Origin of the sequence: Isoptericola haloaureus, assembly GCF_036689775.1 — a bacterium.
GTDB classification, from domain to species: domain Bacteria; phylum Actinomycetota; class Actinomycetes; order Actinomycetales; family Cellulomonadaceae; genus Isoptericola; species Isoptericola haloaureus.
On record NZ_JBAGLP010000117.1, the window covers coordinates 181,010 to 195,692 of the forward strand.

Genomic DNA, 14,683 nt, shown 5'->3' on the forward strand with positions numbered 1-14,683 from the left:
CGGACCAGGGGCGGCGGCCTCCGGGCCGCCGCCCGAGGAGGATGACGATGAGGTTCCGCAGGATCCGCACGACCGCCGTCGCCGGTGCGCTGGGTCTCGCCACGCTCGGCGCCGCGCCCGCGGCCGTCGCCGCGCCCGCGGTGACGGTGGAGGCGCCGGCCACGGAGACCTCGACAGCCGCCGACGTCACCGAGCGCTGGACCGAGGCCCTGCAGGAGCTCGTCGACGACGGCGCGATCACCCCGGCACGGCGCGACGCGGTGCTGGCGAGCCTCGCGGGGGACGTCGACCGGTCTGCGTCCACCCCGGTACCGCACGACGACGAACGGCTCGTGACGCCGCAGGCGGCCGCGCAGGCGCTGGGCATGACGGTCGAGGCGCTCGACGTCGCGCTGTCCGAGGAGGGCGCCACGCTGGCCTCCGTCGCCGCCGACCGCGGCATCGGCCGCGACGACCTGGTCCACGCGCTCGGGTCCGCCGCGGCCCGCCGGGTCGACGCGGCCGTCCAGGCCGGTCTGCTCGGGGCGGACGAGGCCGCCGAGCGCCGGGCCGCGCTGCCCGGGGTCGTGTCCGACGCCGTCGAGGCGCAGTACCCCGCCGGACCGGCCGCCTGAGACGGTCCCGGGACGGCCGGCGTGCCTCAGAACAGCTCGGCCAGGATCGCCGACGCCCGCGCGGCGCCGTCGGTCTCGACCGGCCGGTAGTCGACGTCGGTGGCGACGTTCTTGACGATCTCCTCGGCCAGCAGGTCCGGGTCGCACGCGTCCTCGTACGGCAGATACCGACCGGCGTCGTACCGGTCCAGCCGGTGGCGGACGTGGAAGTTCTGCTCGAAGTGGTCGCGCAGCGGCACGTACAGGAACGGGCGCCGTGCCGCGGTGAGCTCCATGCAGGTCGTCAGCCCGCCCTGGACGACGGCCAGGTCGCAGGCGGCGAGGTACGAGAACAGGTCGGGCAGGTAGCCCACGGCCTCGACGCCCGGCGTCGCGGGCAGCGAGGCGGGTTCGATGCGCGGCCCGGTGACGACGAGGAACCGCAGCTCCGGCAGCAGACGGCGTGCGAGCGGCACGGCGTCGAGCACGCGGCGCAGCAGCGCCTCCCCGACGCCGGACCCCCCGACGGTCACCACGACCAGCAGGTCGTCCGCCCCGCACCCGAGCCGCCGGCGGACCGCGTCGCGCTCGCGCCGGCCCGGCACCTCGGAGCCGGTGACGTACCCGGGGAAGGTGAAGTTCTCCTCGGTCCACGTCCGGATGTCGGGCAGCCCGGGGCCGAAGGATGCGTCGACGACGTCGTCGGGGTTGCCCACGAACAACGACGCGTCGCGCAGGCGCCGGTAGCGCGCCCGCTGCTCGAGCATCTGGGCGTTGTGGTCCGCCGCCAGCTCGATCTCCGCCGCGCCACCGGACGGCATCGGCAGCATGCCGACGAAGTCCGTGAGCCACGCGTAGGAGAACCGCTTGAGCTCGGGGTTCTCGTGCAGGAAGTGGTCGACGTCCCAGGCCTCGTCGGCGATGACGAGGTCGTAGGGGGTCTCCCGCACGACGTCGTCGAACACGAAGAAGTTGTGCAGCAGGATCTCGTCCATGCGCCGGAACACCTGGAAGGCGTGCAGGTCGTGGTCGGCGGACTCGTCCTCGAAGTGCGCGGACTCGTTCGCGAGCAGCGCCGAGGCCGGGTGCACGGTCTCTCCGACGTCGGCCAGCAGCCGCGTGACGGGGTGCTGGGTCAGCCAGTCGATCTGCAGGTCGGGGTGGTGGCGCCGCAGCTCCCCCGCGATCGCGACGTCGCGGCGGGCGTGCCCGAGCCCGATCGGCGAGGACAGGTAGAGGGCTCGGCGAGGGCGCACCGCCGCCCGTTCCCACGTGCTGCGCGACGGCAGCCGAGGCGGGTGGATCGTGTTGACGAAGTCCTCGATGAGGCGGTTGGCCTTGACCGGCTCGCGACCGGTCGGCGAGTGCCCACCGCCCACGATCGTCACGAGCCGTCCGCCCGTGAGGTCCGCCATGAGCTCGCCGAAGTAGTGGGGAGCGACCTCGTCCTGCTCGCCGTGGATCACCAGGACCGGGCACCGCACCTGCCGGCACCGGTCCGCGGTGACGGGTGCGCCGTCGGCCGCGACGTTCGTCGCGGAGAGGACCTCGATGTCGGCCTCGCGCGACCACTCGAGATGGTCCTCGATCGGCTTGCTCGAGTGCGGTTCGTTGAACACCATCGGGGCGAAGAAGCGGACGAAGTCCTCGAACGCTCCCGGGGCGCTGCGCCAGTAGTGCACGTTGCCCTTCGCCCACCCCTCGGTGGAGTCGAGCACGTCGTCGGTGGAGAACTCGCGTCCCTCCGGCGGCGGCGCCGCCCCCCAGATGCTGGAGCCCATGGCGACGAGCCCGTCCACCCGCTCTGGGGCGTTGGTGGCCAGCGCGACGCCCCACGGGCCACCCGCGGACAGCCCGACGACGACGGCCGAGGCCGTGCCCGTGGCGTCGAGCACGGCGACGGCGTCGGCGGCGATCTCGTCGGGGGCGTACGCTTCGGTGTCCTCCGGGCGGTCGGACCGTCCCGACCCGCGCGCGTCGAACACGACGACGCGGAACCGCCCGGCGAGGAACGGGATCTGGCACTTCCAGAAGCGGCGAGGGGTCACGATCTGCCACGTCGGCAGCAGCAGGACCGTGGGCGCCCCCTCGCGCTCGTAGACGTCCCACGCGATCCCGACGCCGTCTCGTTCGACGCGTCCGGATCGGTCAGGTCGTACAGGTGCCACCATCGGACTCACCTCCACCAGGTTCCAGTCTGCTCCGACTCCGCCGGCACGTCATGGCCGGACCTCGAAGACGTTGTTGAACGGCGTCTGCGCGACCGTGGCGAACCGGGAGAACCCCGCGGCGGTGGCCACGTCGCCGATCCGGGCCGGGCCGGCCTGCGCCCCGAGCGCCAACCCGACGTCCTGCGCCAGCGACGAGGGGGTGCACACGATCGTCGAGAAGCCGTAGTAGCTGCGCCCCACCGGGTGGTGGTTCTCCTCGGGGTGGTCGCCCGCCGCCGGCGCGACGATCATCCAGGTCCCGTCGTCGGCGAGCGACTCACGCACGTGCCGGGCCGCGCCCACGGGGTCGCCCATGTCGTGCAGGCAGTCGAACATCGTGACCAGGTCGAGGTCGGTGCCGTCGAACCCGTCGGCCGGGGCCACGGTGAAGCGCACGCGGTCGGCGACCCCGGCCGCGAGGGCGCGCTCACGCGCCGCGGCGACGGAGGCCTCGTGGTAGTCGTAGCCGACGAACGTCGAGGCCGGGAAGGCCTGCGCCATGAGGATCGTGGAGGCCCCGTACCCGCAGCCGACGTCGGCGACGGCGGCTCCTCGCTCGAGCTTCGCGGTCACGCCGTCGAGGGCCGGCAGCCAGGAGTCGACGAGGTTCGCGAGGTAGCCGGCGCGGAAGAACCGTTCGGTGCCCTCGTACACGTCCGTCTGGTGCTCGTGCCAGCCGAACCCCGCGCCGTTGCGGGCGGCCTCGACGACGGCGCCGGTGTCGTGCAGCGCGCCGAGCGCCGTCTGGAACAGGCCCTGGACGTAGACCGGGCAGTCCGGGTCCGTCAGGGCGGCGGCCTGCGCCGGCGGCAGGGTGTACCGGCCCGACGGCGGGTCGTAGGTGACGTACTCGCCGGCGGCCTGGGCGTTGATCCAGTCGCGCACGTACGGCTCGGGCGTGCCGGTGCGCTCGGACACCTCGGCGACCGTGCTCGGGCCGTGGGCGGCCAGGTCGCGGTAGAGGCCGAGCCGGTCGCCCATGACGACCAGCGCGGTGGCGACGGTGGCGCCGGCGTCGCTGACGGCCCGGCCCGCGAAGGCCATGAGGGCATCCTCGTCGGGGGCAGCCTGCTCGGGCGTGGTCCGCGTGGGGTGGATCGTGTCGGTCATGATCGGCCTTTCGTCGGGTGCCCGCGCGGTGCCGGCAGGTGTCCCGTGCTCCGCCACGCTAGGAATCCCGGCACTGTCGTCGCGTCAGGTGCCCCACCTGGTCGTGCGGCGGCCGGGCCCCTGGTCGAGACTCGGGGGCATGCTCGTGGGACGCGACGCCGAGACCGCACGCCTGGACCAGGTCGTGGCCGCGGCACGTCTGGGCCAGGGCGGCGCGCTGGCGGTCCTCGGCGAGCCCGGGATGGGCAAGACCTCGCTGCTGGACACCACGGCACGGCGGGCGGCGGCCTCGTGCCGGATCCTGCGGGCCACGGGGACCCCCAGCGAGTCCGAGGTGGCGTTCGCCGGGCTGTCCGAGCTCCTCGCTCCCCTGCGCGACCTCGTCGACGACCTGCCGGACCGCCAGGCCGACGCCCTGCGCTCCGCCCTCGCACTCGGTCCGGCCCACGCCGGGGACCGGCTGGCGGTCGGCGCCGCGGTCCTGGGGCTCCTCACCCGGTACGCCCGCGACGCGCCCCTGGCCGTGCTCGTCGACGACCTGCACCTGTGGGACGTCCCCTCGCTCCAGGCGCTCACGTTCGCCGCCCGCCGCGTGCTCGACGACCCCGTGGCGATCGTCCTGGCAGGCCGCACGCCGGAGACGGACGCGGCGGTGACCGGGCTCGAGACGCTCCGGCTGGCCGGGGTGACCGAGGAGTCCGCCCGCACACTGACCGAGCGGACGGCGGGGCAGCCGCTGACGACGGAACGCCTCGCGGGCCTGTACCGGCTGACTGCGGGCAACCCGCTCGCCCTCGTCGAGCTCGCGACGGATCCCGACCTGCCCCTGGCCGACGTCCCCGGGATGCCGGCCACCGTCCCCGAGACCGTCTCCCGCGTGTTCGAGCACCGGATCGGCCGACTGCCCGAGCCGGCGCAGCGGATGCTGATGCTCGCGGCCGTCGCGGACGGCGACCTGGCCGTCATCCAGGCGGCGGCGCCCGCGCTCGACCTCACCCCGGACGACCTCGCACCCGCCCTGGACGCGGGGCTCGTCGGCCGCGCGTCGAGCCACGTGACCTTCCGGCACCCACTGCTGCGGGCCGCCGCCTACAGCCGCTCCCCGTCGGAGCGACGGCGGGCCGCGCACCGTGCCGTCGCCGACGCCCTGCCGCCCCGCGAGGAGGACCGGCGCGCCTGGCACCTCGCGGAGTCCGTGTGGGGCACGGACGCCGGGATCGCCGACCTCGTCGACGCGGCCGCCGCACGGGCCGCGGCGCGCCGGGGGTTCGCCGTCGCCTCGCGGAGCTACGAACGCGCCGCGGGCCTGAGCGCGTCGCCTCCGGACCGTGACCTGCGGCTGCTGCGCGCCGCCCAGAACGCCTGGGGCGCCGGCGACGCGCGACGCGCCGCGGACCTGCTGGACGCCGTCGAGGCCGGTCGTCCCGAGAGCTCCACGCTGTTCGCCGCCCACGAGCTCCGCGCCACCGTCGCCGTGAAGACCGGCGCCTTGCGACCCGCGCTGCACATGCTCCTGGACCTCGCCCACCGCACCGACGACGTGAAGCAGCGCGCCCGGCTGCTCGCCGACGCCGTCTACGCGACCCTGTTCCTCGGCGGCGCAGCGACCGCGACGAGCCTCGCCGACGAGCTGACCGCGGTGCTGCCGGAGATCGAGCGACCCGGGTCCCGTGCCGTCCCGCTCCTCGCCTGCGGCATGGCGCGCATGCTGGCCGGCCAGGACGGCTCCGCGGACCTGCGCGCCGGCGTGGCCCTGCTCGACGACGGCACCGAGCTCGGCCCCGGCGACCAGCGATGGCCCTGGGTCATGGCCGCCCCGCTGTACCTGCGGGACGACTCCGGCGAAGCCGTGCCACGGCCCTCCGTGCAGACGATGCGTCACGACGCCACGCCGTCGATGCTCCCTGGCCTCCTGGTCGTCACGGCGCGCTACGACGCCACCACCCAGGACTGGTCACGCGCCGAGGCGGACTACACGCTGGCGCTGGACCTCGCCCGGGAGACCGGCCAGACGTCCGAGGAGGCCGCCGCGCTCGCCGGCCGCTGCGCCCTGGCCGCGCGGCAGGGTGCGGTCGACCGGTGTCGGGCCGACGCGGCCGACGCGCTGGCGCTGTGCGCCGAGACCGACATGCACTTCTTCGCGGCCTGGGTGCGGTTCGCCCTGGGCGACCTGGCCCTGTCCCTGGGCGACGCCACCACGGCGATCACCGAGCTCACCGCACTGGAGCAGCACCTGGACGAGCACGGGATGGCCGACCCCGACCCGTGGCCGGGACCGGAGCTCACCGAGGCGCTCGCCCGGTCCGGGGACCTCGACGGCGCGCGCGAGCAGGCCCGGCGGTTCCGGACGGCCTGCGCCGAGAAGGGACAGCCGTGGGCCCTGGCACGGGCGCACCGTGCCCTCGGGCTGGTGGCCGACGACGACGACCTCGACGCGGAGTTCGACGCCGCCCTGCGGTGGCACGACCGCACGCCCGACACGTTCGAGACGGCTCGGACCCGGCTGGCCTACGGGGCACGACTGCGGCGGGCCGGACGCCGCGTGGACGCGCGCGAGCCGTTGCGCGCCGCCCTGGACGACTTCGAGCGCCTCGGCGCGCGCCTCTGGGCCGACGTCACCGCCCGGGAGCTCACCGCGACGGGCGAGTCCGTGCGCCGGTCAGGTCAGGGCTGGCGCGCCGAGCTCACCTCGCAGGAGCTGCAGGTCGCCCTGCTGCTCGCCGAGGGCCAGACCACGCGCCAGGCGGCCGAGACCCTGTTCCTGTCGCCCAAGACGGTGGAGTACCACCTGCGCAAGATCTACACCAAGCTCGACATCCACTCCCGCGAGGAGCTCGCTGCCCGGCTGGCCGACCTCGCCTAGCGTCACCCGGACGTCGCCTGCCTTGACACGGCGAGACCGCCCCGCGACCGTTGACGGGAGATCTCGCAGCGAGAGGCGTTGCCATGTCCCCGACCGACTCCTCACCACCCGGATCCCCGGAGCCCGCCGTCACCTGCGACGCGAGCGGCATGGCCCAGATCCACCGCTACTTTCGCGCCGGCTTCGGTGAGGCACCAGATCTGGTGCGCGGGGTCGAACCGGGAGACGTCTCCCACGCGACGGCCGTGTCCGAGCAGCTGTGGCTGCTGTCGACCGCCCTGCACGCCCACCACGAGGGCGAGGACGAGCGCCTGTGGGACGCCCTCGCATCCCGCGCCCCGGCGTGCGCCCTGCACGTCGAGCGGATGAAGGCCCAACATGCCCAGATGCTCGGGCACCTCACCGAGCTCGACACCGCACTGCCCGCCTGGAAGGCGAACCCTGCTCCGGACACCGCCGGCACCGTGCTGAGCGCCCTCGACGGCATCAACGCCGCACTCGCGGTGCACCTGCCGGACGAGGAGCGGGAGATCGTGCCGGTGATGGAGACCACCCTCACCCAGGAGGAGGTCGACTGGTTCAGCGAGCACGGCAGGCGCGCGACTCCGCGCGGGCACATGTGGACCCAGCTGGGAGGCATCATGGCGGCGCAGGACGACCCCGATGCCTGGCTGCGAGCGCACCTGCCGGCGCCGGTCCGGCTCATGTGGCGCGCGGTGGGGCGGCGGCGCTACGCGGCGCAGCGCGCCGTCCTGCGCCGCTCAGGCTGAGTCTCGAGGCTTGCGAGGCTGCTCGACTGGGTCGACGTCACCGTAGGCGGGCACACAACGGTCGCCGAGACCGTGCGCCCGCCCGGTGGTGGGAGCCGTTCAGCCAGGCACCAGCGACCACGCGACGCTATCGCAGTCGGGGAACGTCGGACCGGTGTCGAGTAGCCGACGTCTGGGTCCACCGCCGTCCGGCCCGCCTGCACGGCTCTGCCTCGCGCTGGCGCTACGCTTCCTTCGAACGCCCGTACGCGGCCGCCGTGCCGCCGTCGGGACTCACGTCCACACCGAGGATCACCAGGGAGCCGCACCGCATGGCGCGCAAGAAGGCCGCACCCGTCGCCGACGAGCCGTACGACGAGACCATCGTCGACATCGACGTCGCCGCGGAGATGGAGACGTCGTTCCTCGAGTACGCGTACTCCGTCATCTACTCGCGCGCCCTGCCGGACGCCCGCGACGGCCTCAAGCCGGTGCACCGCCGGATCCTGTACATGATGGCCGACATGGGCCTGCGGCCCGACCGTGCGCACGTGAAGTCCTCGCGCGTGGTCGGCGAGGTGATGGGCAAGCTGCACCCGCACGGCGACGGCGCCATCTACGACGCGCTCGTTCGTCTGGCGCAGGACTTCTCGATGCGCCTGCCGCTCGTGGACGGCCACGGCAACTTCGGCTCGCTCGACGACGGCCCCGCCGCCGCCCGGTACACCGAGGCGCGCCTGGCCGCGCCGTCGATGGCGATGACCGCCGGGCTGGACGAGGACGTCGTCGACTACGTCCCGAACTACGACAACAAGCTGACCCAGCCCGAGGTGCTGCCCTCGGCCATCCCGAACCTGCTGGTCAACGGCGCGTCCGGGATCGCGGTCGGCATGGCCACGAACATGCCGCCGCACAACCTCACCGAGGTCGTCGCCGCGGCCCAGCACCTGCTGGCGAACCCGGAGGCGACGCTCGACGACGTCATGCGGTTCGTCCCCGGGCCGGACCTGCCCAGCGGCGGCAAGATCATCGGCCTCGACGGCGTGCGCGACGCCTACCGCACCGGCCGCGGGTCGTTCCGCACCCGGGCCACCGCCCGGATCGAGAACGTCACGGCCCGGCGCAAGGGCATCGTCGTCACCGAGCTGCCGTACACGGTGGGTCCGGAGAAGGTGATCGAGAAGATCGCCGACGGCGTGCGCAACAAGAAGATCCAGGGCGTCACCAACGTCCAGGACCTCACCGACCGCACGCACGGCATGCGCGTGGTCATCGAGGTCAAGACCGGGTTCGACCCGGAGGCCGTGCTCGAGCAGCTCTACCGCACCACGCCGCTGGAGGACTCCTTCGGCATCAACAACGTCGCCCTCGTGGACGGCCAGCCGCGCCCGCTGGGGCTGCTGGACCTGCTGCAGGTCTGGGTCGACCACCGCATCGACGTCGTGCGCCGCCGCTCGCAGTACCGCCTGGCCAAGCGCAAGGACCGCCTGCACCTCGTCGAGGGTCTGCTGATCGCGATCCTGGACATCGACGAGGTCATCCAGGTCATCCGCTCCTCGGACGACGCGGCGATCGCCCGCGAGCGCCTGCAGTCGGTGTTCGACCTGTCCGAGCCGCAGGCCTCCTACATCCTGGACCTGCAGCTGCGCCGCCTGACGAAGTTCTCCCGCCTCGAGCTGGAGTCGGAGAAGTCCCAGCTCGAGGCGGAGATCGCCGAGCTGGAGGCGATCCTCGCCGACGAGGCGCGCCTGCACGGCGTCGTCTCGGACGAGATGGCCGAGGTCGCCGCCACCTACGGCACGCCGCGCCGCACGGTCCTGCTGGACTCGGCGGGCGGGGCTGCGCAGTCGGCCGCGGCGACGCCGGCGCGGGGCAAGAAGGCCCCGGCCCTGGACCTGGAGATCAAGGACACCCCGACCCGGGTGCTGCTGTCCGCGACGGGTCTGCTGGCTCGCACCTCGGGCGAGACCGCGGACGCCCCGGTGGAGCGGGCCGGACGACGGCACGCGCACGACGCGCTGCGGTCCGACGTCGCGACGACGGCGCGTTCCCAGATCGGCCTGGTCACCACGGCCGGGCGCCTGCACAAGCTGTCCGCCCTGGAGCTGCCGGCTCTGCCGAGCGTGGACGGGCCGCCGTCGCTGTCCGGCGGGGTGCCGGTCAGCGAGATGGTCTCGCTGGAGTCCGGCGAGCAGGCGCTGGCGGTGGTGTCGCTGGCCGAGGACGCCGCTCCCCTGGCGCTCGGCACCCGCCACGGCGTGGTCAAGCGGGTGACGCCGGGCGACGCGCCGCGCAACGGCGACGCCTGGGAGGTCATCGGGCTCAAGGACGGCGACGCGGTGGTCGGGGCCGCGCCGGCCACCGACGACGACGAGGTGGTCTTCGTCGCCTCGGACGCCAGCCTGCTGCACTTCGACGCCTCGCTGGTCCGGCCGCAGGGTCGTGCCGCCGCCGGCATGGCCGGCATCCGCCTCGGCGGGGGCCAGCACGTGGTGTTCTTCGGGGTGGCGCGGGCCGCCTCGCGCGACCTGCACACCGTGGTGACGGTGGCCGGGTCGGCCGGTGCGCTGCCGGGCACGGGCGGCGGCTCGGCGAAGGTCACCCCGTACGAGCTGTACCCGGGCAAGGGTCGTGGGACCGGCGGCGTGCGCGCCCACCGGTTCCTCAAGGGCGAGGACGCGATCGTCCTGGCCTGGGTCGGCGAGGGTCCGGCACGGGCCGTGGGCTCGGGGGGGCAGCCGGTCGAGCTGCCCGAGGAGACCACGCGCCGCGACGGCTCCGGAACCCCGGCGTCCGGTCCGCTGGCCGCCATCGGCTGAGGTCCGCGACCGGTTCGGTCACGGACCGGTGCTGAGCAGCGCGGGCCTCACGCGGTCGTCCCCGGCGGCTGGTAGGCGGCGTGCAGCTCACGCTCCCGCTCGTGGCGCGGGAAGAAGACCGCCACCAGCGCTGCACCGATCAGCACCGCCGCGATGCCTGAGAGGTAGGCCCACTGGTCGCCCGCGAGGAACGCCTCGCGTGCCGCCGAGGTGATCTGGTCGGCGTACTGCGGGTAGCGGGCGGCGATCGCCTCGGCCCCGGCGAAGGACTTCTGCAGGGCGGCCTCGGTGGTCGCCGTGACCTTCGACGCGTCGGGCGAGCTGCTGATCTGCGATGCGATGGACCCGGAGTAGCCGGAGGCGAGCAGCGAGCCGAACACCGACTGCATGATCGCGCCGCCGAGGTCGCGCTGCAGGTCCGCCGTCCCGGACGCCATGCCCACGCGCTGCACCGGGACCGAGCCCGTGAGCGAGTTGGACGCCGGGGTACCCGAGAGCCCCACGCCGACGCCGACCAGGAAGTAGCCGAGCCCGACGGGCCAGTAGGCCGCGTCCTCGGTCCACAGCAGGAGCATCACGAGGAAGCCGGCGAGCACGAACACGTAGCCGCTGAGCATGGTGACCCGCGAGCCGTACCGCACGACGAGCGTGGCCGAGCGCGGGGCGACGAGCACCATGCCGACGGCGCCCGGGAGGATCGCCGCGCCGGCCGCGACGGTGCTGTAGCCCAGGACGTTCTGCATGTACTGCTGGCCCACGTACATCGCGCCCATGAGCGATCCGAAGATCACGAGCCCGGCGACGGCCGCCACCCAGAAGGTCGGCCGGGCGGCGACACGCAGGTCGTACAGGGGCTTGGCGGTGCGCAGCTGTCGCAGGACGAACCCGGTGCCCGCGACGAGCACCACACCGACCAGGATGGCGATGACGACGCCCTGGTCCGGGAGCACGGTGAGGTTGATGGCCATCACCAGCGACCCGACGAGCAGCACGGACAGCACGCCGCCCAGGTGGTCGACCGGCTCGGTGCTCTCGTTGACGTGCGAGGGGACCACGACCCAGGCCAGGACGAGGGCGAAGATCGCCAGCGGGATCGTCAGCAGGAACACCGAGCCCCACCAGAACTGGGTGAGGACCCAGCCGGCGGCCAGCGGTCCGAGGGCGGCGAACGCGGCACCGATGCCGGACCACAGGGCGATCGCGCGGGTCCGCGCCTGTCCGGACCAGAGGGCGGAGACGAGCGCCAGCGTCGTCGGGAACGCCATGCCGGCGCACAGCCCGCCGCCGACGCGCGCGAGGAACAGGACCTCCGTCGACGGCGCCCACGCGGCCAGGAGGCTGAACGGGACAGCGCCTGCGGTGCCCAGCAGCAGCAGGGCGGTGCGGCCGTACCGGTCGCCGACCGCCCCGAGGTAGAGCACCGAGGCCGACAGACCCAGGGAATAGCCCACCGCCACGAGGTTGAGGTCCACCTGCGAGGCGTCCAGGGCCTCGCCGATGTCCGGCAGCGCCACGTTCGCCACGGCGAGGTTGAGGTTGGCGACGGCCGCGACGAGGATCAACGCCGCCAGGACGATGCGGCGCGGCGCGGTGGTGGGTGACGACGACGCCCCGGGGCTGCCGTCCTGGGCTCGGGCCATACGGCGAGGCTAGGCGGAGACGCCCCCGCTCACGCGTCGAGCACACCCGGTTCACCCCGCCCGTGACCGGGACGGCGCACCGGTCCTGGCGGGACGGGGGGTCAGCGCGCGACCGCGGCGGCGATCGCCTCGCCGAGCTCGACCGGGCGCGTGTACATCGGCCAGTGCCCGGTGGGTAGCTCGACGATCTCGCAGTCCCGCATCGCGGCGAGCTCGCGGGTGAACGGGTCGTCCTGGGCGATGAAGTGCTCGTACATGGCCCGCGGCCCGTCGAAGGAGTCGAAGTGCTCGCAGGCGATGACCGTGGTGGGCACGTCGTAGCGGCGGTCGTCGGTCAGGTGCACCGGGTCCGAGGCGACGCGGGCGGGTGTCGGGATCGCCGTCGCCCGGAACCGCGACCTGAGGGTGTCGTCGAGGCCGACGAGGTCCGGCTCGTCGAACACCGACCAGTCCGGCAGCGGGATCTCGCCGTCCACGACGGGCAGGTCGGGGTTGACCGCTCCCCCGTCGCCGAGGGGGAACGAGTCGACGTAGACGGCGCGGGTGATCCTGCTGGGGCGGCGGTCGGCCGCGGAGTGGATCACCGCTGCCCCTCCGGAGTGCCCCACGAGCACGACCTCGGCGTCGTCGGGCAGCGCGTCGATCGCGGCGACGACGGCGTCGACGTGGTCGGCGAGCGTGATGCCGCTGCGGTCGGCCTCGACGGAGTCCATGCCGGGCAGCGTCATCGGGTGCACGGTATGCCCGGCCGCGACGAGCGGCGGGGTGACGGCGTCCCAGGCGGACGCGTTCAGCCAGAAGCCGGGTACCAGGAAGATGTCCATGCCGCCGAGCGTAGGTGTGACCCCTGACACAGGCTGACGGTGACATGCATTCTGCATGCTGCGAACCTGGAATCCATGTCCACACTGCAGGTCCGGGACGTCCCGGACGACGTCAAGCGGGTGCTCAAGGCCCGCGCCGCCCGGTCGGGCCAGAGCCTGTCCGAGTTCGTCCTCCAGGAGCTGAGCGAGCTCGCCGGTCGGCCGACCATCAGCGAGCTCACCGACCGCATCCGCGACCGCGGCAGCTACACGCCGGGGGTCGATGCGGCTGAGGTGCTCGCCGCAGCGCGGTCCGAGCGCGAGTGACACTCGTCCTCGACGCCTCGGTCCTGGCCGAGTTCCTCGTCGGCAGCCCGGCGGGCCGGCGGGCCACGCCTCGCATCCTGGCGGACCGTGACCTGCACATCCCGCACCGGGCGGTCGTCGAGGTCGCGTCCGTCGTCCGAGGCTGGGTGCTCGGCGGCCACCTCCCCGAGCCTCGGGCGCGCGGGGCCCTCGACGACCTCGCGGCGTTGCCCGCGGCCCGCTGGTCCGCCGAGCCCTTGTTTCCACGCCTCTGGGCGCTGCGGTCGACCATGAGCGCCGATGACGCGACCTACGTGGCCCTGGCCGAAGGAGTCCAGGCCACCCTCCTGACCGCCGACGCCCGCCTGGTCCGTGCGGCGGAGCAGTTCGGCGCGTGCTCGGTCGAGCTCGTCGACGCGGGCACGGGACGGTGACGGTCAGCATGATGAAATCTCCCCCGTGACCGCCTACGAGTTCTCCACCGACCGCGACCGCCTCGACGTCGACTGGATCCACGAGATCCTGTCCACGCAGGCCTTCTGGGCCCGCGGACGCAGCCGCACGGTCCAGGAGTCCGCGGTCGCCGGCAGCCGCAACTACGGGATCTACGCCGCCGACGGCACGCAGGTCGCCTACGCCCGCGCCGTGACCGACGGCGTCACGTTCGCCTGGGTGGCCGACGTCATCGTCGACCCGGCCCACCGACGCCAGGGACTCGGCACCCGGATCGTCGACGGACTCATGGCCGACCTCGAGAGCCTCGGGCTCAAGCGCGTGCTGCTCAAGGCCTCCCCCGACGGCCACGAGCTCTACCGGCAGGCCGGATTCGACACGCTCGACGAGCCGGAGACCTGGCTGGGCCGCCGCCTGCGCTAAGAAGTGCTCAGGCGGCCCGGGCTGACATCGCCTGCCGCGCGACGACGCCCGCGACGAGCAGCGCCTGGCCAGCGAGGTAGGTGAGCATGATCCAGAACCCGGACTGCGGCGGCACGACGTCAGCGAACGCACCCAGCGCGATCATCGCGTCCGAGACGAGGAACAGCGCACCGCCTAGCCAGGCCAGCCGGTGCACGCCCGTGGCGAGCACCGCCATCGCGGCCAGGCACACCGCGTAGACGACGACGGCGGCCGCCAGCACGCCCGGAGCGCCCGGCAGGCACAGCGCCACCAGGACGACCGCCAGGGCCACGTAGGCGAGCAGGACTCCCCGGCGCCGGTGCAGGACGGACTCGCGGCGGTACGGCCAGAACGCCACGGCGTAGGCCACCTGGGCGACGAGGAACCCGCCGACCATCGCCAGGAACGCCGCGTCGCCGGTGAACAGGTCAGGCAGGGTGTCACCGACCCAGGAGAAGCCGAGCGCCACCAGCACCAGCCGCACGAGGCGCGGCCGGGGTGCCGCCGTCGTGCACCAGAGCACGACCGCGAGCGCCGGCATGACCAGCCACTGCGTCGAGTTCGCGACCGCGGCGGCGTCGAGGAGCTGTGCGGCCAGGTGGACGACGGCGAGGGCGGCGAAGGCGCCCGCCGCGACGCGGGCTGCGCCCGGGCTGAGCAGGGGGCGGTCGGTGTGAACGACGTCGGTCATGC

At 73.9% G+C, this 14,683-nt stretch carries 12 protein-coding genes; 7 read left to right on the top strand and 5 right to left on the bottom strand.

Annotated elements, in window-relative coordinates:
• The first annotated feature begins 47 nt into the window (after positions 1 to 47).
• Positions 48 to 614 (top strand): hypothetical protein, encoded by a 567-nt coding sequence (locus tag V5O49_RS09040; protein ID WP_332901931.1) that lies wholly within the window; start codon positions 48 to 50, stop codon positions 612 to 614.
• A gap of 26 nt (positions 615 to 640) precedes the next feature.
• Here V5O49_RS09040 and V5O49_RS09045 read toward each other — a convergent pair whose 3' ends face one another.
• Together V5O49_RS09045 and V5O49_RS09050 are read right to left on the bottom strand one after the other, a co-directional pair.
• On the bottom strand, positions 641 to 2,764 hold the full coding sequence (locus tag V5O49_RS09045) for an alpha/beta hydrolase (protein ID WP_332901932.1): 2,124 nt from the start codon (positions 2,762 to 2,764) through the stop codon (positions 641 to 643).
• 48 nt (positions 2,765 to 2,812) lie between these two features.
• Positions 2,813 to 3,913 (bottom strand): class I SAM-dependent methyltransferase, encoded by a 1,101-nt coding sequence (locus tag V5O49_RS09050; protein WP_332901933.1) that lies wholly within the window; start codon positions 3,911 to 3,913, stop codon positions 2,813 to 2,815.
• Positions 3,914 to 4,052: 139 nt separating this feature from the next.
• Between V5O49_RS09050 and V5O49_RS09055 the strand changes: the two genes are divergently transcribed.
• The 3 genes from V5O49_RS09055 (at position 4,053) to V5O49_RS09065 (ending at position 10,344) form a co-directional block, all read left to right on the top strand.
• Positions 4,053 to 6,776: a helix-turn-helix transcriptional regulator gene (locus V5O49_RS09055; RefSeq protein ID WP_332901934.1), complete on the top strand. Its 2,724-nt coding sequence runs from the start codon at positions 4,053 to 4,055 to the stop codon at positions 6,774 to 6,776.
• An 83-nt stretch (positions 6,777 to 6,859) separates the two neighbouring features.
• On the top strand, positions 6,860 to 7,546 hold the full coding sequence (locus tag V5O49_RS09060; RefSeq protein ID WP_332901935.1) for a hemerythrin domain-containing protein: 687 nt from the start codon (positions 6,860 to 6,862) through the stop codon (positions 7,544 to 7,546).
• Between the two features lie 311 nt (positions 7,547 to 7,857).
• Complete coding sequence (locus tag V5O49_RS09065; RefSeq protein ID WP_332901936.1) at positions 7,858 to 10,344, top strand: DNA gyrase/topoisomerase IV subunit A; 2,487 nt, start codon at positions 7,858 to 7,860, stop codon at positions 10,342 to 10,344.
• Between the two features lie 47 nt (positions 10,345 to 10,391).
• Here V5O49_RS09065 and V5O49_RS09070 read toward each other — a convergent pair whose 3' ends face one another.
• Both V5O49_RS09070 and V5O49_RS09075 read right to left on the bottom strand, forming a co-directional pair.
• On the bottom strand, positions 10,392 to 11,984 hold the full coding sequence (locus V5O49_RS09070; protein WP_332901937.1) for an MFS transporter: 1,593 nt from the start codon (positions 11,982 to 11,984) through the stop codon (positions 10,392 to 10,394).
• A 101-nt stretch (positions 11,985 to 12,085) separates the two neighbouring features.
• Complete coding sequence (locus V5O49_RS09075) at positions 12,086 to 12,808, bottom strand: alpha/beta fold hydrolase (RefSeq protein WP_332901938.1); 723 nt, start codon at positions 12,806 to 12,808, stop codon at positions 12,086 to 12,088.
• Positions 12,809 to 12,883: 75 nt separating this feature from the next.
• Between V5O49_RS09075 and V5O49_RS09080 the strand changes: the two genes are divergently transcribed.
• The 3 genes from V5O49_RS09080 to V5O49_RS09090 are packed head-to-tail and all read left to right on the top strand — an operon-like array spanning position 12,884 to position 13,969.
• Positions 12,884 to 13,114: a FitA-like ribbon-helix-helix domain-containing protein gene (locus V5O49_RS09080; RefSeq protein ID WP_332901939.1), complete on the top strand. Its 231-nt coding sequence runs from the start codon at positions 12,884 to 12,886 to the stop codon at positions 13,112 to 13,114.
• The gene (locus V5O49_RS09085) at positions 13,111 to 13,527 is read left to right on the top strand and encodes a type II toxin-antitoxin system VapC family toxin (RefSeq protein WP_332901940.1); all 417 of its coding nucleotides are present in this window, start codon (positions 13,111 to 13,113) and stop codon (positions 13,525 to 13,527) included. The genes V5O49_RS09080 and V5O49_RS09085 overlap by 4 nt, the downstream gene beginning before the upstream one ends.
• A 25-nt stretch (positions 13,528 to 13,552) precedes the next feature.
• On the top strand, positions 13,553 to 13,969 hold the full coding sequence (locus V5O49_RS09090; RefSeq protein WP_332901941.1) for a GNAT family N-acetyltransferase: 417 nt from the start codon (positions 13,553 to 13,555) through the stop codon (positions 13,967 to 13,969).
• Positions 13,970 to 13,976: 7 nt separating this feature from the next.
• Here V5O49_RS09090 and V5O49_RS09095 read toward each other — a convergent pair whose 3' ends face one another.
• A complete protein-coding gene (locus V5O49_RS09095) occupies positions 13,977 to 14,681 on the bottom strand; it encodes a lysoplasmalogenase family protein (RefSeq protein ID WP_332901942.1) in 705 nt (234 codons plus the stop codon).
• Positions 14,682 to 14,683 lie beyond the last annotated feature (2 nt).